This is a genomic window from Streptomyces sp. NPDC042102, from assembly GCF_055582305.1.
Window position 1 is genome coordinate 36,815 of record NZ_JBVJDL010000012.1, and the last position, 20,608, is coordinate 57,422.

Here is a 20,608-nt window from a genome sequence, read left to right on the forward strand (position 1 = left end):
GAGCCGCCGTCGTCTGCCGTGCCGAATTCACCGGGTCAGCCACGATCTCCCCCTTCGCCTGTTTGCCTGATGCGTCTTCAGGACTCCGCCGGGCGCGCGGGCGGACCGAGGACCGGGGAATTCCATGCAGACCGTCGAGACGCTGACGTCCAGCTCTAAAGGTCGGCTAAAAACCGTCGCCGGTCATCGGGACCGGGCGCCCCTAGGGGCCCGTAGGGGTGGGGGCAAGGGTTACCGCCGGGCAGGGGGCCGAGAAGCATGGCGATACGTCCCACTGGAACACCACGCGGTGAATGCCTTTCGCGGGATTTCCCCCGCCGCCCACCGCCACGGTTCAGGAGCCCGTCATGACAGCAATAGGAATTCTGGGAACCGGGTCTTATCTGCCTGCCGACACAGTCTCCAATCGCGTCGTCGCGGAACGGGCGGGGGTCACCGAGGACTGGATCCTGCAGAAGACCGGAATCCGCGAGCGGCGTTACGCGGCGGAGTCCGAGGCCACCTCGGACCTGGCCGTCGAGGCGGCCCGGGCGGCGCTGGACGCCGCCGGGATCTCGGCGCGGGACCTGTCCTGGATCGTGGTGGCGACCTCGACGCCGGACTCCCCGCAGCCGGCCACCGCCTGCCTGGTGCAGCACCGGATCGGCGCGGTCAACGCGGCCGCCTTCGACCTCAACTCGGTGTGCAGCGGGTTCGTGTTCGGCCTGGTGTCGGCGGCGCGGCTGCTGCCCGGGGCGGACGGGTCCGCCCGCGGCCACGCGCTGGTGATCGGCGCCGACGTCTACTCCCGCATCATCGACCGCGAGGACCGGCGTACCGCGGTCCTGTTCGGCGACGGTGCGGGCGCGGTCGTGCTGGGCCCGGTGCGGCCCGGGTACGGCGTCATCGGCGCGCACCTGGCCAGCCGGGGCGACCAGCACGACCTGATCCGCGTCGAGGCGGGCGGCAGCCGCCTGCCGGCCTCCGAGAAGACGGTCGCCGAGGGCCAGCACTGGTTCCGGATGAACGGGCGCGGGGTGCGGGACTTCGTGACCGCCGAGCTGCCGCGCGCGGTGCGCGAGGTGCTGGCGGAGCACGGGGTGGCCGCCGACGAGGTCGACCACTTCATCCCCCACCAGGCGAACGGCGTGATGCTGACCGAGACGGTGCCGCGGCTGGGGCTGCCGCGCGCGCTCACGCACCTGACCGTCGCCGAGCACGGCAACACCAGCGCCGCCTCCATCCCCCTCGCCCTGGACGAGGCGTTCCGGGCCGGTTCGATCCGGGACCGGGACGTCCTGCTGCTGGCCGGTTTCGGCGGCGGCATGTCGCTGGGCACGGTGCTCGTCCGCTGGGACGGTACGGCGGCTCCCGCCACACGGAAGGACTCCGCAGCATGACCGCAGCATCCCAAGCACCCCTGCCCGCACCGCCGTTCGCCACGGCGGCCGTGATCGGCCTCGGTACGGTCGGCTCCGCCCTGGCCCGCTCGCTCGCGCGGGCCGGGGTCACGGTGGTGGCCGTGGAGGCCGGCGCCGGGGCCCTGGCCGCGGGCCGGGAGCGCACCGAGGGTCCGCTGGCCGAAGAGCCGGGGGCGCGCGGTCGCATCTCGTACACGGTGGACCTGGCGGCGGCCGCGGACAGCGAGCTGGTGATCGAGGCGCTGCCGGAGGACCCGGCGCTGAAGGCGGAGGTGCTGCGGCGGGCGCACGGACTGTGCGCTCCGCAGGCGGTGTTCGCGACGACGACCTCGCTGTCGGTGACCCGGGTGGCGGCCGCGTGCGGGCGGCTGCCGCGCACGGTGGGCCTGCACCCGGTGGGGCACGCCCCGGAGGGCGGCGCGGTGGAGGTGGTGACCACGCCGGTCACCGATCCGGCCGTGCGCACGGCGGCCGAGGAGCTGGTGGCGGCGCTGGGCCGCACGGCGGTGCCGGCCAGCGACCAGCCGGGGTTCACCGGTGGTGGCCTGCTGATGGCGTACCTGGGCGGCGCGGTGGCGATGTACGAGCGGCGGTACGCCTCGCGGGACGCCATCGACGCGGCGATGACGCTGGGCTGCGGTCTGCCGCTGGGCCCGCTGGCCCATCTGGACCTGATCGGCCTGGACACCGCCCGGGACACGCTGCGCGGGCTGTACGAGCAGACGGGCGAGGCGCAGTTCCTGCCGCCGCCGCTGCTGGACCACATGGTGACGGCGGGTCTGCTGGGCGCGAAGTCGGGCCGTGGCTTCTACGCGTGGCCGCACGGGCCCTCGGGTCCGCGGTCGGGTGTCGCGGCGGCGGGCGCGGACGCGGCGGGGCGGCCGGCGCGGCCCGTGGAGCGGGTGGGTGTCGTCGGCTCGGGCACGATGGCGGCCGGGATCGCCGAGGTGTTCGCCAAGTCCGGGTTCGAGACGGTCCTGGTGGCGCGTACGGACGTACGGGCGAAGGCGGCGCTGGAGCGGGTGGCGGCGTCGGTGGAGCGGGGCGTCGAGCGCGGGAAGATCAGCGCGGCGGACGGCCGTGCGGCCCTGGAGCGGCTGACACCGGCGGACTCGCTGGAGGCGGTGGCCGGCTGCGACCTGGTGGTCGAGGCGGTGGCGGAGGAGCTCGAGGTCAAGCGGGAGATCTTCCGGGGTCTGGACGCGGTGTGCAAGCCGGGCGCGGTGCTGACCACGACCACGTCGAGCCTGCCGGTGGTGGAGTGCGCGGCGGTCACCTCGCGGCCCGGGGACGTGCTGGGCATGCACTTCTTCAACCCGGCGCCGGTGATGCGGCTGGTGGAGGTGGTCGGCACCGTGCTGACCGCCGAGGACGCGCTGGGCACGGTGCACGAGGTGTGCGCGCGGCTGGGCAAGTACCCGGTGGGCATCGACGACCGGGCGGGGTTCATCGTCAACGCCCTGCTGTTCCCGTACCTCAACAGCGCGGTGCGGCTGCTGGAGGAGCACCGGGCGGGCGCCGGGGACATCGACACGGTGATGACGGCGGGCTGCGGCTATCCGATGGGGCCGCTGACGCTGCTGGACACGATCGGTCTGGACGTGTCGCTGCAGATCCAGAACAGCCTGCACGACTCGTTCCGGGAGCCGTCGCTGAAGCCGGCGCGGCACCTGGAGCACCTGGTGGACGCCGGGTTCCTGGGGCGCAAGAGCGGGCGCGGGTTCCACACGTACTGATCCCGTGCCTCGTACCGCCACCGACCGCGTGGGGCGCACATCCCCCCACCGGTCGGTGAATTATGTAAGTTCACAAACTTCTGAATGTTCGGTAGAGTCACACACATGCAGCCCGACATGAGCGTCGACACCCTTTCCCTCTCGTGGTGGATCCTGGCCCTCGCACTGGCCGCGGTGTTCGGCGATTCCCTCCTGCCGGTGCTGCCCAGCGGCACCCTCGTGGTGGCCGCGGCCGCCTGGACCGCGCAGCACCGGATCACTCCGGTGCTGCCGGTCCTCGCGGTTGCCGCCGCGTCCTTCCTCGGCGACCTGGCCCTGGTCCTGCTGGCCCGGCGCGGCTCCACCTGGCTGCACGCCCGGCTGGACCGGCGGCCGGCCTGGCGGCAGGCGACCGAACGGCTCCAGGGCGGGCTGGCCCACCGGATGGGCCGGGTCGCCCTCGCCGCGCGTTTCGTCCCGGCCGGGCGGACCGTGCTGGACATCGCCCTCGGCACCTCGCCGGGCCTGCGGCCGCGCCACCTGAGCTGGTCGGCGCTGGCCGGACTGCTGTGGGCGGTCTACCTCGTGACCCTCGGTCACCTGGGCAACCGTTTCTTCGACACGGCCTGGCTGGGCCTGGCCGTGTCCGTGTGCGCGACCGTGGCGGTCAGCGCCCTCATCGCCCGGATGGCGACCCGTCACGATGGGCGCGCCAGCGGTCCATCAGCTCGTCCAGTTCCAGCTTCACGAAGCTGAAGAAGTCGGCCGTCTCCTCCACGCGCAGCCCGGCGGGCGTCCCCGCCCCGAGCGCCTCCACGCCCTGCTTGAGCGTGGCCGACCAGCGGTTGAGCATCTGGTCCCGGCTGGTCACCGCCTCGTACCAGACGTCCGCGTGGACGCGGTAGATCTCCCGGCGCTCCCCCGGTGCGCGCTCCCGGCTGACCATGTGGACCTGGGCGAGGTAGCGCACCGCGCCGGAGACGGCGGCGGGGCTGACCTGGAGGCGGCGGGAGAGCTCGGCCGCGCTGAGCGCGCCGGCGTCCTCGGCCAGCAGGCACGCGAAGACGCGCGCGGGCATCCGGGGCACCCCGGCGGCCACCAGGTCGGCGGCGAACCGCTCGACGAACGCCGACACCTCCTGGCCGTACTCCCGTTCCTCGTCGGCGCTCGCACCCACTCTGCCTCCCCGTGATCGTTCGTCGGGCAACACTCTCTCGCCAACTTCACAATATTCTGAAACTAGAGTATCTTCCGAAATATGATGAAGGCGATCGAGATTGCCGGACTGCGCAAGTCGTTCGGCCGCGCCCGGGCCCTCGACGGACTCGACCTCACCGTCGCCCAGGGCGAGGTGCACGGCTTCCTCGGCCCCAACGGCGCCGGCAAGTCCACGGCCATCCGCGTCCTGCTGGGCCTGCTGCGCGCCGACGGCGGACGGCTGAAGGTGCTCGGCGCGGACCCGTGGCACGACGCGGTCGCGCTGCACCAGAGGATCGCGTACGTCCCCGGCGACGTGAACCTGTGGCGCAACCTCGCCGGCCGCGACGTCCTCGCCCTGCTGTCCCGGCTGCGCGGCGGCACCGACCCCCGGCGGACCGGGGAACTGGTGGAGCGCTTCGAGCTCGACACGGCCACCAAGGGCCGGGCGTACTCCAAGGGCAACCGCCAGAAGGTGGCGCTGGTCGCCGCGTTCGCCTCCGACGCCGAACTGCTCGTCCTGGACGAGCCGACCTCCGGCCTGGACCCGCTGGCCGAGGAGGTCTTCCAGAGCTGTGTGGGCGAGGCGGCCGACGAGGGCCGCACCGTGCTGCTCTCCAGCCACATCCTCAGCGAGGTCGAGGCGGTGTGCGACCGGGTGAGCATCATCCGCGCCGGGCGCACCGTGGAGACGGGCACGCTCCACCAGCTGCGGCACCTCTCGCGCACCTCCGTCACGGCCGAACTGGCCGGTCCGGTCGGCGCGCTGGACGAGCTGCCCGGCGTCCACGACGTGCACGTGCAGGGCAGCCGGGTACGGCTCCAGGTGGACGCCGACCGCCTCGGGCCGGTCCTGGACGTCCTCACGCGGGCCGGCGTCCGCGGCCTCGTCAGCCGCCCGCCGACCCTCGAAGAGCTCTTCCTGCGCCACTACCGCTCCGCCCCGGAGCCCGCGGCCCCGCCGGCGCGGGCGCCGGAACAGGCCGGGTCGGTGAACTCCCGCTGAGCCGCGGGCCGCCCTCCCTCAACCGCCGTGCACACGGCATCTCTCCTTCACGCTCGTCCGCGGCCGGTCAGGCCGCGCCCAGCCGCCACACGCCGGGCCGGATCTCGGCCCAGTCCGGCCGCGCGCCATCGCCGTGGCCACCGACGTTGCCGTTGCCCTTGCCCTTGGCGCCGTCAGCGCCGCCGTTGCCGCGCACCTGACGCAGCCAGCGCACCGCGTACGCCTCCAGCCGGCGGTCGCCCAGCCGGGCCGCGAGGTCCAGGCACACGGCGAAGTGCGGCTCGGCCGCCCGCGGCCCCTCGGTCTCCAGTGCCAGCAGGGCCCGCACCCGGCGGGCCTCGTAGCGGTCGCGCAGGTTCCCCGGGGTCCGCTCCAGCGCGGCGACCACCGGGATGATCAGCCGCTCGGCCTCGGCGACCGCCGAGGCGTCCAGGCTCAGTTCGGCGAGCCCGGTCAGGGCGCGACCGCGCTCGCCCGCGGCGCCCGCGCCGTCGGCCGCGCGCAGCGCCCGCCGGTACAGCCCATGGGCGGCCGCCATCCGGCGGCGCTGCCAGGCGAGGTCGCCCAGCGAACGCAGCAGCCGGGACTGGGCGGTGAGGTCGGCGGTGCGCTCGGCCGCGTCCAGGGCCAGGGTGTGCGCCCGCTCCCAGTCCTCCCAGGCCGCATGGGCCTGGAGCGGCTCGGCCAGGGCCTCGGCCAGCCGGACGGTGTGCTTCCACAAGCCGGCGCCGTGCGCCCGTACCAGCGCTTCCACCAGAACGTGCCGCCGGGCGGCGAACCAGTCCGCGGTGTGCGGCAGCGCGGCGGCCGCCTCGGCCTCGCCGGCCAGCCGGCCGGCGAGTCGCGCGAGCGCGCCGGTCACCTGCGCGGGCGCCTCCAGATCGGCCACGAGCTCGGCGGCCAGCAGCCGCCACAGCCCAGGCAGCCGGTAGCTGCCGCCGGGCTCGGCGCGCAGCAGCCACGCCTCGGCCAGCTGTTCCAGGACCGCCTCGGCCGCGGCCGGCGTTCCGTCGAACAGTGCGGCGGCGTCGTCGGCCGTGAAGGGTCCGTCGGGCAGCAGGCCCAGCAGCCGGTAGGCGCGCCGGGCGGAGGCGTCCGCCGCGTCGTAGCCGGCGCGCAGCTGCGCGTCCAGGCCCGGCTGCGCGGAGCGCAGTTCGGCCAGCCGCCGCCCGGGGTCCGCCAGCCGGCCGGCGAGCGTGGCCATGGTCCAGTGCGGCCGGGCGGCGAGCCGGGCGGCCAGGGCCCGTACGGCCGGGGGCAGCCCGCCGCAGGCGTCGGCGACGGCCCCGCTCGCGCCGTCCGGGCCGTCGTCCTCCCAGGCCCGCCCGGCCGCGGCCAGCAGCAGCCGGCGGGCGGGCGCGGCGGGCAGGACGTCGAGGGCGTGCACGCGGGTCACGGGTCCGGCGGGGGCGCGGCGGCAGGTCACCAGCGCGGTGGTGCCGGGCGCGTGGGGCAGCAGCGGGCGGATCTGGTCCGCGCCGGCCGCGCCGTCGAGGACCAGCAGCATCCGGCGGTCCGCGGTGAGCCGCTCCAGGACCGGGCGCAGGTCCTCGGCGCGGCCGGGCAGCGGGCCGGTGACCCCGCAGCGGCGCAGCAGGGCGGTCAGCGCGCCGGCGGCGTCGAGCGGCCGGCCGTCGCCGTCGTCGAGCGGCAGCAGGACGCGGCCGTCGGGGAAGAGCGGGCCGGCCCGGTGGGCGGCGGCCAGGGCGAGCGCGGTCTTCCCGGTGCCGGCGGCGCCCGTGACCACGACGCAGCCGCCCGCCGGGACGTCGCGCAGCAGCGTCTCCAGCGCGGCCAGGTCGTCGTCGCGGCCGGTGAACAGCGGGTCGGGGGCCGGGAGCGCGTCCACGGGTCCGGCGGGCAGCACCGGTTCCGCCGCCGCGGCCGATACATCCGCAATGACCACCGCGTCCGCCGCGGCGGCGGACGGCGGCGGCCCGGCCGGCGGCGCGGCGGCGGGCGGCTCCTCGGGAGCGGCCACGGCCGCCGCGGCCGAGGGGTGCAGCAGGGTGGGGTCGCCGTCCAGGATCCGCGCGTGCAGCTGCTGGAGCGCCCGGCCCGGCTCGATGGCCAGTTCGTCGACGAGCGTGCGGCGCAGCCGGGCGAAGGTCCGCAGGGCGTCGGCCTGCCGTCCGGTGCGGTAGAGCGCCACCATCAGGTGGGCGTGGAACTCCTCGCGCATCGGCAGTTCGGTGACCAGGGCCTGGAGTTCGCCCACGAGCTCCTGGTGGCGGCCCAGGTGCAGTTCGGCGCGGATCCGCTGCTCCAGGGCGGCCGCGCGGACCTCGCCGAGGCGGATCGCGGTGCTCTCCAGCAGCGCCCCGTGCGGGGTGTCGGACAGCAGCGGGCCGCGCCACAGGGCCAGGGCACGGCGCTGCAGGTCGGCGGCGGCCGCCGGGTCCTGGGCGGCGGCCGCGGCCCGCCCCTGGGCGTGCAGTTCCTCGAAGCGGGCCAGGTCCAGCTGGGCCGGGGGCACCCGCAGCAGATAGCCGGGCGGCCGGGTCACCAGCGCGTCTCGGCCGGCGTCGGGGTCGATGGTGTGCAGCAGCTTGCGCAGCTGCGAGACGTACACCTGCAAGGTGGTGGTCGCCGTGCGCGGCGGGTCCTCGCCCCACAGTTCGTCGATGAGGCTGTCCACGGACACGATCTCGTTGGCCCGGACGAGCAGCGTGGCGAGCACCACGCGGATCTTCGCGGCACGCGGGGTCAGATCGCGTGCGTCGGGTCCCGCGGCGTGCACCTCCAGGGCCCCCAGCAACCGAAATCGCATGAGCCCCCCGCTCCCTCGACTGTCGTGCCGTGACACGGGCGGCGGCTGGCGCCCCCCGGCCCGGCCACCATAGGCGGGCCCGCACCCCCGGGTTCGGACACCGGGACCCCTGATCCGGGCCCGCGGACCCGGCAGGGCGGGCGTCCGCCGGACGCCGCCGCCCCGGGCTCCGCAAGCCGCGCTTTAGCCGCGGCCCGCAGCATGTCGGGGCGTTGGCGAGAGGGGCGCCGGGCATTCCGCTGCTGCCCCGGACGCGCCTGAAGGGGGCTGACGTTGACTGGATTCGCTACGTTCACGGACGTGCTGCGGCAGCGTGCCGCGCAACTCCCCGGCCGCGACGCTCTCGTGTTCCTGCACGACGGCCCCGGCGGGACCACCGTGGCGGAACACCTGACGTACGGCGAACTCGACCGGGCGGCGCGCTCCCTGGCCGTACGGCTGCGCGAGCACGGCGCCCAGGGGCAGCCGGTACCGCTGCTCTACCCGCCGGGCCCGGGATTCCTCAAGGCCTTCGCCGGCTGTCTGTACGCCGGTGCGATCGCCGTTCCGGCGCCGCTGCCGGGGGACCGCGGCGAACGGCTGCAGCGCGTGTCCGGGATCATCCGCGACACCGGCGCGCAGCTGGTGCTGACCGACTCCGCGCACGCCCCCGACGTGTCGCTGTGGCTGGCGATGGCCGGGCGCGGCGAGACCGTGTGCCTGGCCACGGACGTCGACGAGGGCGCGGCCGCCGACGCCTGGCAGCCGCCCGCGACCGGCCCGGACGACCTCGCCTTCCTCCAGTACACCTCCGGCTCGACCTCGCAGCCGCGCGGGGTGATGGTCAGTCACCGCAACGTGCTGGCCAATATGACGGCGATCCGGCGGGTCCTGGACTCCACCGACCGGGACGTCTTCGGCAGCTGGCTCCCGCACTACCACGACATGGGCCTGATCTGTCATCTGCTGCACCCGCTGTGGCTGGGGACCTCGACGGTCCAGATGGCGCCGAGCAGCTTCATCAAGCGGCCGGTGCGCTGGCTGCGCTCGATCGGCGAGTTCGGCGTGACCGTCGGCGGCGGCCCCAACTTCAGCTACGACCTGTGCGTGCGCCGGATCACCGACGAGCAGCTGGCGGGTCTGGACCTGTCGACGTGGCGGCTGGCGATCAACGGTGCCGAGCCGGTGCGCCGGCCGACCCTGGACGCGTTCGCCGCGCGCTTCGCGGCCGCCGGCCTGCGCCCCGAGGCGCTCTACCCGGCGTACGGGCTGGCCGAGGCGACCCTGGTGGTCTCCGGCGGCAGGCCCGGCGAGCCCTTCCGGACCCGGACGGTCGACGCGGCGGGCCTGGAGTACGACGAGCTGCGCCCGCCGCGGCCCGGGCAGCCGGTGCGCACGCTGGTCGGCAGCGGCGCCGTACGGGACTTCGCCGTACGGATCGTGGACCCGGTGACCGGCGGCGAGGTGCCCGACGGGCGGGTCGGGGAGATCTGGGTGCGCGGCGACAGCGTCGCCCAGGGCTACTGGCGCCGCCCGGCCGAGACGGCCCGTACCTTCCACGCGATCGTGGACGACGGCGAGAGCGACTTCCTGCGCACCGGGGACCTCGGTGTGCTCGACGGGGACGAGCTGTACGTCACCGGCCGCCTCAAGGAGCTGATCATCCTCAACGGCCGCAACATCTACCCGCAGGACGTCGAGTGGGCGGTCCGGGAGCGGGAGCCGTCGCTGGCCGCCGGTCACGGCGCGGTGTTCACCGTGGAGGTGGAGGGCCGCGAGCAGCTGGTCGTGGTGCACGAGGTGCGGGCCGAGACCGCCGACTGGGAGCGGCTGCGGGAACTGGCCCGCCGTATCCAGGTGCTGGTCGGGCAGGACTTCGACGTCCCGGCGGGCAATGTGGTCCTGGTGCGGCCGGGCACGCTGCGCCGCACCACCAGCGGCAAGATCCAGCGGACCCTGATCCGCAGGCTGTTCCTGGAGGGCGAGGTCGCCGGCTCGTACGAGGTGCTCGACCCGGCCGTCCGCGCCCTGGTGCGCCCGAAGCACGCGCTGCTCGGCGACGACCTGCTGCGGCCCGCGCCGCTGCCGTCCGCCCCGGGCGCCGAGCTGGGCGCGGACCTCGGCGCGGACCTGGGCACGGCGTGGTGAGCACCCTGGCCGCCGCGCCCGCGGCCGCCCGCCCCCTGCCGGCCCCGCCCGCGCCGGGCGCCCCGCCCGGCGCCGCCCTCGCGCCGTCGCCCCCGCCGTCGCCCGAATCGACGAGCGGGCAGGTGCGGGCGGCCGCGCTGGAGGCGCTGCTCGGCGATCCGGGCGCCCCCGACAACCCGGCCGGGCACCGGGAGCTGCTCGCCTCCGACCAGGCGGCCGCGCTGTCGCCGCGGGCCGAGGCGCTGCTGGACGGCTTCGGGATGCACCGCGAGTTCGTGCCCCGCGAGCTCGGCGGACGCTTCGACTCCGCGGACGGGCTGCTGCGCGTGATGCGGCCGGTGTTCCGGCGCGACGTCTCGCTCGGCATGGGCTACGGCATGACGACGTTCATGGCGGCCTCCGACGTGTGGATGCGCGGCGACGACCGCCAGCGGCGCTGGCTGGGCGAGAAGCTGCTGGGCGGCTCGAAGGCGGCCATCGCGCAGCACGAGACCGCCCACACCAACGACTTCGTCCGCAACCAGATCGCGGCCGCCCCGGCCGCCGGCGGCGGCCTGACGCTCACCGGCGCCAAGCCGGTGGTCAACAACCTGCACCGGGCGGACGCGGTGGTGCTGTTCTGCCGGACCGGGGAGCACTTCCGCGGCGGCTCGCAGAGCGCCCTGCTGCTGGACCCGCACGCGCTGCCCGCGGGCCGCTACCGCGTCGAGCGGCGGCCGGCGGCGGTGGGCCTGCGCTCCTGTTTCTTCTCGGGGGTCGCCTTCGACGCCTGCCCGGTGCCCGGGGAGGCGCTGCTCGGGGAGCCCGGCAGCGGGGTCGTCACCTCGCTGCTGTCGTTCCAGATGAGCCGGACCCTGATGTCCGCCCTCTCGGTGGGCGCGGTCGACACCAGCCTGCGCACGGCGGTCCTGGTCGACCGCCGGCAGGGCCCGGGCGGCGCCGGCACCTCGCCGGTGGACCCGCAGCACACCGCGAACACGCTGACCGGCGCGTTCGTCAACCTGCTGCTGTACGACTGCCTGGCGGTCGTCGCCACCCGGGCGCTGCACCTGCTGCCGGCCGAGACCAGCGTGTACTCGGCGGCGGTGAAGTCGCTGCTGCCGCGCGTGCTGGTGGAGACGATGTACGAGCTGTCGACCGTGTTCGGCGCGCACCTGTACACCCGCGAGGGCACCGTCGGTGTCCTGCAGAAGCACATCCGCGACGTGCCGGTGATCAGCCTCGGGCACGCGGGCACCGTCGCCTGCCAGGCGACGATCATCCCGCAGCTGAAGCAGCTGGCGGCCACCTCCTGGTTCGCGCAGGAGGAGGCGCCGGCCGCGCTGTTCCGGCCGGGCGCCCCGCTGCCGCCGTTCCGTTACGAGGACCTGGCGCTGGCCTGCGGGCGCGACGGCCTCAGCGCCGCCCTGGTGGCGACCGCGGGGGGCCTGCCCGGGAACGGGCCGGTGGGCGCGGCGCTGCGCACGATGGCCGGACACCTGGTGGAGGAACTGCGGGACCTGCGCCGCCGGGTGCTGGCCCTGCCGCCCCTGGACGGTGCCACCCCGGTCGGCCCGGCGTGGTTCGCGCTCACCGACCGGTACGTCCTGGTGCTGGCAGCGGCCGCCGTGCTCGGCGTGTGGCGGCACGCCGGCGACGGGCTGGACCCGTTCCTGGCGGACCCGTCCTGGGCGGCGGCCGCACTGCACCGGATCACCCGCCGGCTGGGCACCCCGCCGGTGGACCTGCCGCCCCAGGCCCTGGCCCGCGTCCACCAGGAGGTGCTGGCCCGCTTCGGCGACCGGCGCAGCTACGACCTGCACAACACCCCGCTTTCCGGCTGACGGGCACCGGCCCCGACCACAACCCCCGTACCCCGCCCGCACGCAAGGAGTCCCGGGATGACCCTCCCCCTGCCGCCGCACAGCACGGCCCCGCTGCACCACTGGCTGACCGACCGGCTGGCCGTCTACCTCGACCGGCTGCCGGACACCATCGACCCGACCGTCCCGCTCGCCGAGTACGGCATGGACTCGGTGGGCGCGCTGAGCCTGTGCGGCGACATCGAGGACGCCTTCCACATCGCGGTGGACCCCTCGCTGGCCTGGGACCACCCGACCGTCGTCGCGCTGGTCGCCCATCTGTCCGGGCGCGGTGTGGTCGTGGCCGCGGAGGGCGCCCGGTGACCTCCGTCGCCCTCGTCGGGCTGGACTGCGTCTTCCCCGGGGCGCCGGACCCCGACGCCTACTGGGACCTGCTGATGAGCGGCGCCGACGCGACCGGGGAGCAGCCCGGCCCGCGCCGGTTCGGGTCCGGTCACGACACGCCGGTGCGCGGCGGGTTCATCGAGGACGCCGACGTCTTCGACAACGACTTCTTCACCGTCTCCCCGCGCGAGGCCGCGGCCATGGACCCGCAGCAGCGGCTGCTGCTCCAGTGCGCCTGGCGGGCCCTGGAGGACGCGGGCCGCTCCCCGCGCGCCCTGGCCGGCAGCGACACCGGGGTGTTCGTCGGCACGATGGGCAGCGAGTGGGGCCAGCTGTACATGTCGGACGCGGCGCGCGTGACGCCGCAGCTGGGCGCCGGGTCCAGTGCGGGCATGGCCGCGAACCGGATCTCGTACCACCTGGACCTGAAGGGGCCCAGCCTGTCCGTCGACACCGCGTGCTCGTCCTCGCTGGTCGCGGTGCACCTGGCGGTCAACTCGCTGCTGTCGGGCGAGTGCGGCACGGCGCTCGCCGGCGGGGTCAGCCTCGTGCTGAGCCCGGCGCTGGGCCTGGTGTACTCACAGATGGGGCTGGCCTCGGCGGACGGCCGCTGCAAGCCGTTCAGCGCCGACGCGGACGGCATCGTGCGCAGCGACGGCGTCGGGGTCGTGGTGCTGCGCCGGCTGGAGGACGCGCTGGCCGACGGCCAGCGCGTGTACGCCGTCATCCGGGGCACCGCCGTGAACCAGGACGGCCGCAGCAACGGGGTGACCGCGCCCAACCGGCGCTCGCAGCGGGAGGTCGTGGCCGCGGCGTACCGCCGGGCCGGCGTGACCGCCGACCAGGTGCGCTTCGTCGAGGCGCACGGCACCGGCACCGCGCTGGGCGACATCATCGAGTGCGGGGCGCTCGGCGAGGTGCACGCCGTGCCGCGCGAGCAGCCGTGCGCGATCGGCTCGGTCAAGGGCAACCTCGGGCACACGGAGGCGGCCGCCGGGATCGCCGGGCTGATCAAGGTGGCGCTGGCGCTGCACCACCGGGTGGTGCCGGCGAGCCGGTTCGCGGACCGCGAGAACCCGCAGCTGCGGCTGGCCGAGCGGGGCCTGGCCCTGCTCAAGGCGCCGCTGCGGCTGCCGGCCGGCGAGGTCGTGGCGGGCGTGAGCAGCTTCGGGATGGGCGGCACCAACGCCCACGCCGTGCTGGCCGCCGCGCCGCGCTCCCCGCGGGCCGGACGCCGCCGGGCGGCGGCCGCGGCCGCCGCCCCGGTCGGTGTGTTCACCGTCTCGGCGGACACCCCGGAGGCGCTGCGCCGCAACCTGGCCGTGCAGGCCGCCGCCGTGGCCGCCCGCCCGCGCGGGGACGCGGCCGCCCTGTGCTGGACCAGCAACCGGGTCAAGACCGGACTGCCGTACCGGGCCGCGTTCCCGGCCTCCGACACGGCGGAGCTGGCCGCCGCCCTGCGCGCGGCCGCCGAGGACGAGCGGCTCGTGGCCGGGATCGCCGACCGGGCCTGGCGGCCGCCGGTCATCGGGTTCCTCTTCACCGGCCAGGGGGTGCAGGAGCCGGGCATGACGGCGCGGCTGTACCGTCAGTCGCCGCTGTACCGGCGCCGCCTGGACGAGGCCGACGCCGCGCTCGCCCCGCACCTGGGGGCGTCGGTGCGCGACCTGCTGCTGTCCGGGGACCCGGCCGTCCACCGCACCGGATGGGCCCAGCCCGCGCTGTTCGCCGTCGGGTACGCCCTGTCGGCGGCCCTGGGCGACCTGGGGGCCGGGCCGCACGTCGTCCTCGGGCACAGCGTCGGCGAGTTCGCCGCGGCGGTGTGCGCGGGCGCGCTCACCCTGGAGCAGGCCGCGGGTCTGGTGGCCGAGCGGGCACGGCTGATGGACGCGCTGCCCGACGGCGGCGGCATGCTCTCCGTCCGGGCGGGCCGCGCGGAGGTCGCCGAGCTGACCGGCGAGCTGCCGGGCGTGTTCCTGGCGGCGGTCAACGGGCCCTGCGACACGGTCCTGTCGGGGCACCGGGAGGCCCTGGAGGAGGCGGCCGCTTCCTTGCGCGCGTACGGCATCGAGTGCCGTCCCCTGGAGGTGTCGCACGCCTTCCACTCCCCGCTGCTCACGCCCGCCCTGGCGGCGTTCGCCGCCGCCGCGGAGGGGGTCGGGCCGGCCGTACCGCGGCTGCCGTTCGCCTCGACCCGGTACGGGCGGCTGCTGGCCGACGAGCCGCTGGACGCCGCGTACTGGGCGGGGCAGGCCGCCGAACCGGTGCTGTTCGCCGACGCGCTGGGCGACCTGGTGGCGCGCACCGCCCCGACCTGCCTGGTCGAGATCGGCCCGGCACCGCAGCTGATCCGGCTCGCCGGCCGCGGCGGGGCCGTGGACGGCGTCCGGTTGCTGCACCCGGCGCCGGGCTCCGACGCGGGCGCCGGCGACCTGGCGGGCACGCTCGCCGAGCTGTACCGCTCGGGGCTGGAGCCGCACTGGGACGAGCTGTACGAGCCTGCCCGGCGCCGCACGGAGCGGCTGCCCGCGTACGCCTTCTCGACCGAGCACCGCTTCCGGGCCCAGGGCCCGGCGGAGCCGGCGCGGCCGGCCGCGCCCGTTGCCGCCGACCGGGAGCCGCTGCCCGTCCCCGCGCCGGCACCCGCGCCCGCCCGGGTACCGGCGGCGCAGGACCCGGCCGCCGACCGCGCCGCCGACCCGGTGCTGGCCGCGGTCGTCGAGGCGGTGACCGAGGTCGGCGCGTACGAGCCCGAACGCGTCGTCCGCACCGCCCGGTTCTACGAGGACCTGGGCTTCGACTCAGTGATGATCATGCAGTTGAAGGACCGGCTGGAGTCCCGGCTGCCGCAGGCGAGCGGCATCACCGTGCCCCGGCTGCTGCCCGCGCTGCGTACCGTAGGAACGCTGGCCGAGTTCGTCGGCGAGTGGATCAGCGTGGGAGCCAGAACATGACCGAGACCACCACCGCGCTCGTCCTCGCCGGCACGGGTACGGCCCTGCCCGGAGCCCCGGTGGACAACACCGCCCTGGGCAAGCTGTTCGGTATCAGCGAGGAGTGGATCGACCTCTTCGTCGGCACCCGGACCCGGCATTTCTGCTGGGACCTGGGCACCGGCACCCTCACCCACAGCCTCGCCGACCTGTGCGCGGAGGCGGGCGGACGGGCCCTGGAGACCTCCGGACTGGACCTCGCCGACCTGGACTTCCTCATCCTGGCCACGGCCACGCCCGACGCGCTGCTGCCCACCACCGCCACCGTCGTCGCCGACCGGCTGGGGCTGAGCCACCTGCCGGCCTACCAGCTCCAGGCGGGCTGCTCCGGCGCCGTGCAGGCGCTGGACGTGGCCCGGGCGCTGCTCGCCGGCGGGCACCGGGCGGGCCTGGTCGTCGGCGGCGACGTCACCGACCGGTTCCTGGACGCGCACCGCGACCCGGTCAGCCTGCCCACCGAGGAGCTCGTCAACTACGTGCTGTTCGGCGACGGGGCGGGCGCGGCCGTGGTGACGGCGGAACCCGCCGGCGACGCCATCGCCGTACGCGGCCTGCTGCACCGGTTCACGGGGCGGGGCCGGGCCCCCGGCCAGATCGTGGACTGGCAGGGCGCGGCCCGTCAGGACCCGGCCCGCCGGATGCTGTTCGAGGACTACAAGGCCATCGAGGAGAACGTGCCCCTGATGGCCGCCGAGATCTTCTGGGAGCTGCTGGGCACGGCCGGCTGGACCCGCGAGGAGGTCGACTACCTGCTGCCGCCGCAGCTGTCGGGGCGGATGACCGCCCGGATCACCGAGCACCTCGACGTACCGGACCTGGTCGAGATCTCCTGCGTGGCCGACACCGGCAACACGGGCAACGCCCTGCCGCTGCTCCAGCTCGACCGGCTCGCCGGTGAGCTGGAGGAGGGCGAGCGGGCCCTGGCCGTCGTGGTGGAGTCCAGCAAGTGGATCAAGGCGGGGCTGGCGCTGGAGCGCCTCCCGGACCCGGACGCGACCCGATGAGGGCGCCGACGGCGCCGACCGCGACGCCCACGACCATCACCGCGCCCACGACCGCGGACGCCGAGCCCACCGACCCGGTGCGGGAGCTGCACACGCTGCACCGGGCCGGGCTGCTGGCCGCCCGGTGGCCGCACGCCGTCGCCCTGCTGGCCGAACTCACCGACGCCGGCGACCGCGAGCCGGACGCCGTGCGCGCCGACCTGGTGCGCGCCGGGCGGGTGCTGGCCGCGCTCGACCCGCGGGAGGTACGGGACCACCATCCGGACACCCCGGTGGTGACGGTGGCCGTCACCGGCCACTCCTCGGTCGTCCAGCTCGGCGACCCGCTGGTCGCGGAGCTGGCCCGGCACGGGCTGCTCGCGCGGGTCGTCACCGGTGACCACGGGGCCTACCTGCGCGACCTGCACGACGCGGACGGCGAACTGCGCCGCTGCCGGCCCGACCTGACGCTGTGCCTGCTGGACGCCGACGCGGTCATGGACACCGTGCCGGCGCCGTGGACCTGGCAGGACGTCGAGGCGGGCTGCGCCCGGCTGCTGGAGCGGCTGCGCGCGGCCGCCGCGGCGCACGCGGCCGGCGGCACCGGCACCCTCGTGCTCAACACCCCGGTGCTGCCCCGCGCCCTCCTCCAGCAGCTGGTGGGCCAGCGGGAGCGGGCGCTGCTCGGCGCGGTGTGGCGGGAGTTCACCGCCCGGCTGCTGCGCCTGACGGCCGACCACCCGGCCCTCGCCGTGATCGACCTCGACGCGCTCGCCGCCGCGGGCGGCCCGGCCACCGACCCGCGCCTGGCCCTGTACGCGCGGGCCGCGTACGACGGGCCGCTGCTCGCCGCGTACGCCCGCGAGGCCGTGCACGTCCTGCGGGCCCGGCGCGGGCTGGCCCGCAAGTGCCTGGTCCTGGACCTGGACGGCACCCTGTGGGCGGGGGTCCTCGGCGACGACGGGCCCGAGGGCATCACGGCCGCGCCCGGCACGCTGCGCGGCGAACCGTACGCGGCACTGCAGCGCACCGTACGGCAGCTGGCCGCGCAGGGCGTGCTGCTGGCGGTCAGCAGCAAGAACGACGCGGCCGCGGTGCTGCCGGTGCTGCGCGAGCACCCCGACATGCTGCTGCGCGAGGCGGACTTCCCGCAGATCCAGGCCCACTGGGAGCCGAAGGACACCAGTCTGCGCGCGATCGCGGCGGGCCTGGGCATCGCCACCGACGCGCTGGTCTTCGCCGACGACTCCCCCGCCGAACGCGCCCTGGTGCGCGCGCGGGTGCCCGGGGCCGCCGTCGTACCGCTGGGCACCGAACCCGCGCTGCACGTCACCCGGCTGCTGGCCGACGGCTGGTTCGACACCCCGCACGTCACCGGCGACGACCTGGCCCGTACCGAGCGCTACCGGCAGGCCGCCGCCCGCTCGGAGTTGGAGGCCGGCAGCGGTTCGTACGAGGAGTACCTGCGCGACCTGGGGGTGCGCCTGCGCATCGGGCCGCCGGAGCCGCACGAGTGCGAGCGCGTCGCCCAGCTGTCGCTGCGCACCAACCAGTTCAACCTGACCGGCGAGCGGCTGGGCGCCGACGCCGTCCGGGCGGCGGCGGCCGATCCGGCGGGCCTGGTGCTCGCGGTGCACGTGGCGGACCGGTTCGGGGAAAGCGGACTGGCCGGCGCGGTCCTCGCCCGGTACGCCGGCAACGGGCTGCACGTCGACAACTTCTGGCTCAGCTGCCGGGTGTTCGCCCGCGGCGTCGAGCAGGGCGTCCTCGCCGTGCTGCTGGCGCACGCGGCGGCCCGCGGCCTGCCCGCCGTGCACGGCCGGTACCGCCCGACCGCCCGCAACGGCCGGGCCGCCGGCTTCTACCCCTCGATGGGGTTCACGACGGCCGCCGCCACCGACGCCGGCGCCGGCGCCGGCGGAACGGACGACGACGACGGCGTACGGCACCACCGCCACGACCTGGCCGGGCGGCCCACCGCGCCCGCCCACCTGACGATCGACTCGCGCCTCGGAGGGGACGACGATGAGCCTGCTCGAACACACCGCTGACCTCCCCGGATTCCTGGACCTGATCAGGGAAGAGCTGGGCCTGGAGCTCACCGAGCAGGAGGCCGAGGCCGACCTGGACGCCCTGCCGGCGTGGGACTCGGTGCACCTGCTGCGCCTGGTGATGCTGATCGAGCAGGAGACCGGGCGCCGGATCCCCGTCGCCGCGGTCCTCCAGGCCCGCAGCATCGCCCAGATCCACGCCCACGTGGTGGCCTCGGCGGGGGGCGGGCCCCGGTGAACGCCCCCGCACCGGCCTCGCCGGGCGCACCGATCGCGGTGGGCGCCACCGGCACCGACGGGGACCAGGTCCGCGCCGACCTGCGCGTCCACGGCACCGCGCTGGTGTACGGCACGCTCGCCGACTGGCGGCCCGACGACCTCGCGCCGCACGCCCTGCGCGCGCTGCTGGGCCGTGACTGGGCGCGCTACCGCGACATCGCGCACGAGGACATCCGGGACCGCTACGCGGCCTCGCGGCGGCTGCTGAAGTCCGCGGCGGCGGCCGCGCTGCACGCCGAACCGGCGGACCTGGAGCTGACGTACGGGCCGACCGGGCGTCCCTCCCTGCGCGGCTGCGACCAGATCGACATCACACTCAGCCACACCGACGACCTGCTGATGGTGGGCCTGACCACGCGCGGCCTCATCGGGGTCGACGCCGAACGGGCCGACCGGAAGATCTACAGCAAGGGCCTGGACCGGCTGATCTGCACCCCGCACGAGCGGCTGGGCCTGGGCGAGCTGGCGCCCGAGGAGCGCAATCCGCGGCTGGTGCGGCTGTGGACCCTGAAGGAGGCCTACAGCAAGGCCATCGGGCAGGGGATGCAGTTCCGGTTCACCGAGTTCGGGTTCGGTCCGGACGGCCGTCCGCTCCAGGTCAACCGGCCGGACGGGACCCCCGGGGCGGGCGCCGAATGGGCGTTCCGCACGGACTACCTCGACGTCGGCGGCACCGCGTTCTGCGTGAGCGCCGCCGTGTACGACGCCGGGCTCGGCCGCACCCTCGACACCGGGATCACCACGATGCTCGACGCCGAGGCGGCCGAGGCCCTGGCCCGGGCGCTGGCGACGGCCGCCGCCTGACCCCCGGCCCCCGGGGTCCCGCCCGGGGGGCGCCCCCGCGTCAGTGGTCCTCGACGACCGTGGTGGTGGCCTCCAGGACGGTCCGACCGGCCTGCGCGAGGGTGAGGGTGAGCGGCGCCGTGCGGCGACCCTCGGCGTCCCGTCCCGGCCGGCCCGACACCGCGGCGCAGCGCAGCGGCAGGTCGGCCTCGGCGTAGCCGCGTACGTGCACCTGGAGCGAGGAGAGGGTGCTGCGGGCGGGCGCCATGCCGTAGCCGCGGCCCACGGCGAGCAGTGAGGTCTGGCGCAGCGCCTCCAGGAGGGCGAGGGCGGGCACGTGCCCGTCGCCGCCGGCCCGGTCGGCCGGCCAGTGCGGCGGTACGTGGACGCCGGCCGACAGCCGGCCGTGCGCGAGCGCGGAGGGGGCGTGCAGCAGCACGTTGCCGGGGTCCGAGCGGCCCACCTCGGCGGCGTCGACGGGATCGTGGGCGCGCGGCGGGGCGCCGGCGTCGGCCGCGTCGAGCGCGGCCCGGCGGCTGTGCGTGCGGTGGTTGCGGTGCACCAGCGGGGCGAGGAAGACCAGGTTCGCGCTGCCGGTGCCGCAGGGCACCTCGTCGATCTCCAGCGCCGTACGGAACTCCAGCGCGCGCGGCACCCCGTCGATGACCTTGTCGGGGCGCACGCTCATCACCGTCGTCAGCCGCCCCGGCCCGGGGGCCGAGGGGCGCACCCGCCAGGGGGCCAGGTCGGTGACGTCGATGCCGACCCGGTAGAAGATCCCGGTGCGTTCGGCGGGTACGCCGAACCGGTCGCGGCCGATGAACTCGCCGACCTCGCGGAGCATCTCCGCGGCCGCCTGCACGTCGTGGAAGTGCCCCGGTCCGTCGCCCAGCAGCGGGTGCCCGGCGGGGAGTTCGCCCGTCAGGACGAACTCCTCGGCGGCCGGTGGGGCGGCCGCCGCGAGGTTGGGCTCCCACGGCTGGGGTCGGTGCACCAGGTGCCGTGCGGCCCCGGTCGTCCGGTGTTCCCTGGTGACGACGGCGGTGTCCATGGCTGCGCCTCCCTCCGGCCCCACCCGGTGCTGAGGCCGCGGTTCCAGGCTGCCGAACGGGCGGTAA

At 76.0% G+C, this 20,608-nt stretch carries 15 protein-coding genes; 12 read left to right on the plus strand and 3 right to left on the minus strand.

Annotated features, from left to right (window positions below; translation table 11 throughout):
• Nucleotides 1-347 precede the first annotated feature (347 nt).
• The 3 genes from ACZ6KO_RS30360 (at nt 348) to ACZ6KO_RS30370 (ending at nt 3,871) form a co-directional block, all read left to right on the plus strand.
• Nucleotides 348-1,379: a 3-oxoacyl-ACP synthase III family protein gene (locus tag ACZ6KO_RS30360; protein WP_469307192.1), complete on the plus strand. Its 1,032-nt coding sequence runs from the start codon at nt 348-350 to the stop codon at nt 1,377-1,379.
• Nucleotides 1,376-3,136: a 3-hydroxyacyl-CoA dehydrogenase family protein gene (locus ACZ6KO_RS30365; RefSeq protein WP_469307193.1), complete on the plus strand. Its 1,761-nt coding sequence runs from the start codon at nt 1,376-1,378 to the stop codon at nt 3,134-3,136. Before ACZ6KO_RS30360 ends, ACZ6KO_RS30365 begins: the two co-directional genes overlap by 4 nt.
• Nucleotides 3,137-3,241: 105 nt before the next feature.
• The gene (locus tag ACZ6KO_RS30370; RefSeq protein ID WP_469307194.1) at nt 3,242-3,871 is read left to right on the plus strand and encodes a DedA family protein; all 630 of its coding nucleotides are present in this window, start codon (nt 3,242-3,244) and stop codon (nt 3,869-3,871) included.
• Here ACZ6KO_RS30370 and ACZ6KO_RS30375 read toward each other — a convergent pair.
• Nucleotides 3,792-4,292 carry a GbsR/MarR family transcriptional regulator gene (locus ACZ6KO_RS30375; RefSeq protein ID WP_469307195.1) on the minus strand — a complete coding sequence of 167 codons (501 nt, stop codon included), beginning with the start codon at nt 4,290-4,292 and terminating at the stop codon, nt 3,792-3,794. The two genes, ACZ6KO_RS30370 and ACZ6KO_RS30375, sit on opposite strands and share 80 nt — an antisense overlap.
• Before the next feature lie 81 nt (nt 4,293-4,373).
• Here ACZ6KO_RS30375 and ACZ6KO_RS30380 point away from each other — a divergent pair, with 81 nt between their 5' ends.
• A complete protein-coding gene (locus tag ACZ6KO_RS30380) occupies nt 4,374-5,318 on the plus strand; it encodes an ABC transporter ATP-binding protein (protein WP_469307196.1) in 945 nt (314 codons plus the stop codon).
• A 67-nt stretch (nt 5,319-5,385) separates the two neighbouring features.
• Here ACZ6KO_RS30380 and ACZ6KO_RS30385 read toward each other — a convergent pair whose 3' ends face one another.
• Complete coding sequence (locus tag ACZ6KO_RS30385; protein WP_469307197.1) at nt 5,386-8,088, minus strand: AfsR/SARP family transcriptional regulator; 2,703 nt, start codon at nt 8,086-8,088, stop codon at nt 5,386-5,388.
• A 273-nt stretch (nt 8,089-8,361) separates the two neighbouring features.
• Here ACZ6KO_RS30385 and ACZ6KO_RS30390 point away from each other — a divergent pair, with 273 nt between their 5' ends.
• Genes ACZ6KO_RS30390 through ACZ6KO_RS30425 form a run of 8 tightly spaced genes read left to right on the plus strand, consistent with a single transcriptional unit; the run spans nt 8,362 to nt 19,511 of the window.
• Nucleotides 8,362-10,215 carry a fatty acyl-AMP ligase gene (locus ACZ6KO_RS30390; protein WP_469307198.1) on the plus strand — a complete coding sequence of 618 codons (1,854 nt, stop codon included), beginning with the start codon at nt 8,362-8,364 and terminating at the stop codon, nt 10,213-10,215.
• Nucleotides 10,209-12,038, plus strand: a complete 1,830-nt coding sequence (locus ACZ6KO_RS30395; RefSeq protein WP_469307199.1) for an acyl-CoA dehydrogenase family protein — start codon at nt 10,209-10,211, stop codon at nt 12,036-12,038. Before ACZ6KO_RS30390 ends, ACZ6KO_RS30395 begins: the two co-directional genes overlap by 7 nt.
• Before the next feature lie 57 nt (nt 12,039-12,095).
• Nucleotides 12,096-12,380, plus strand: coding sequence for an acyl carrier protein (locus tag ACZ6KO_RS30400; protein WP_469307200.1), 285 nt, complete (start codon nt 12,096-12,098; stop codon nt 12,378-12,380).
• The gene (locus tag ACZ6KO_RS30405; RefSeq protein WP_469307201.1) at nt 12,377-15,355 is read left to right on the plus strand and encodes a type I polyketide synthase; all 2,979 of its coding nucleotides are present in this window, start codon (nt 12,377-12,379) and stop codon (nt 15,353-15,355) included. The genes ACZ6KO_RS30400 and ACZ6KO_RS30405 overlap by 4 nt, the downstream gene beginning before the upstream one ends.
• Nucleotides 15,352-16,398 (plus strand): 3-oxoacyl-ACP synthase III family protein, encoded by a 1,047-nt coding sequence (locus ACZ6KO_RS30410; protein WP_469307202.1) that lies wholly within the window; start codon nt 15,352-15,354, stop codon nt 16,396-16,398. The genes ACZ6KO_RS30405 and ACZ6KO_RS30410 overlap by 4 nt, the downstream gene beginning before the upstream one ends.
• Nucleotides 16,395-18,428 carry an HAD-IIIC family phosphatase gene (locus ACZ6KO_RS30415; protein WP_469307203.1) on the plus strand — a complete coding sequence of 678 codons (2,034 nt, stop codon included), beginning with the start codon at nt 16,395-16,397 and terminating at the stop codon, nt 18,426-18,428. The genes ACZ6KO_RS30410 and ACZ6KO_RS30415 overlap by 4 nt, the downstream gene beginning before the upstream one ends.
• Entirely contained in the window at nt 18,403-18,666 is a 264-nt protein-coding gene (locus ACZ6KO_RS30420) for an acyl carrier protein (protein ID WP_469307204.1), read from the plus strand. Before ACZ6KO_RS30415 ends, ACZ6KO_RS30420 begins: the two co-directional genes overlap by 26 nt.
• Nucleotides 18,663-19,511, plus strand: coding sequence for a 4'-phosphopantetheinyl transferase family protein (locus ACZ6KO_RS30425; protein WP_469307205.1), 849 nt, complete (start codon nt 18,663-18,665; stop codon nt 19,509-19,511). The genes ACZ6KO_RS30420 and ACZ6KO_RS30425 overlap by 4 nt, the downstream gene beginning before the upstream one ends.
• Before the next feature lie 40 nt (nt 19,512-19,551).
• Here the strand turns inward: ACZ6KO_RS30425 and ACZ6KO_RS30430 are convergent, their stop codons facing one another.
• Nucleotides 19,552-20,541, minus strand: a complete 990-nt coding sequence (locus ACZ6KO_RS30430) for an AfsA-related hotdog domain-containing protein (RefSeq protein WP_469307206.1) — start codon at nt 20,539-20,541, stop codon at nt 19,552-19,554.
• Nucleotides 20,542-20,608: the final 67 nt, after the last annotated feature.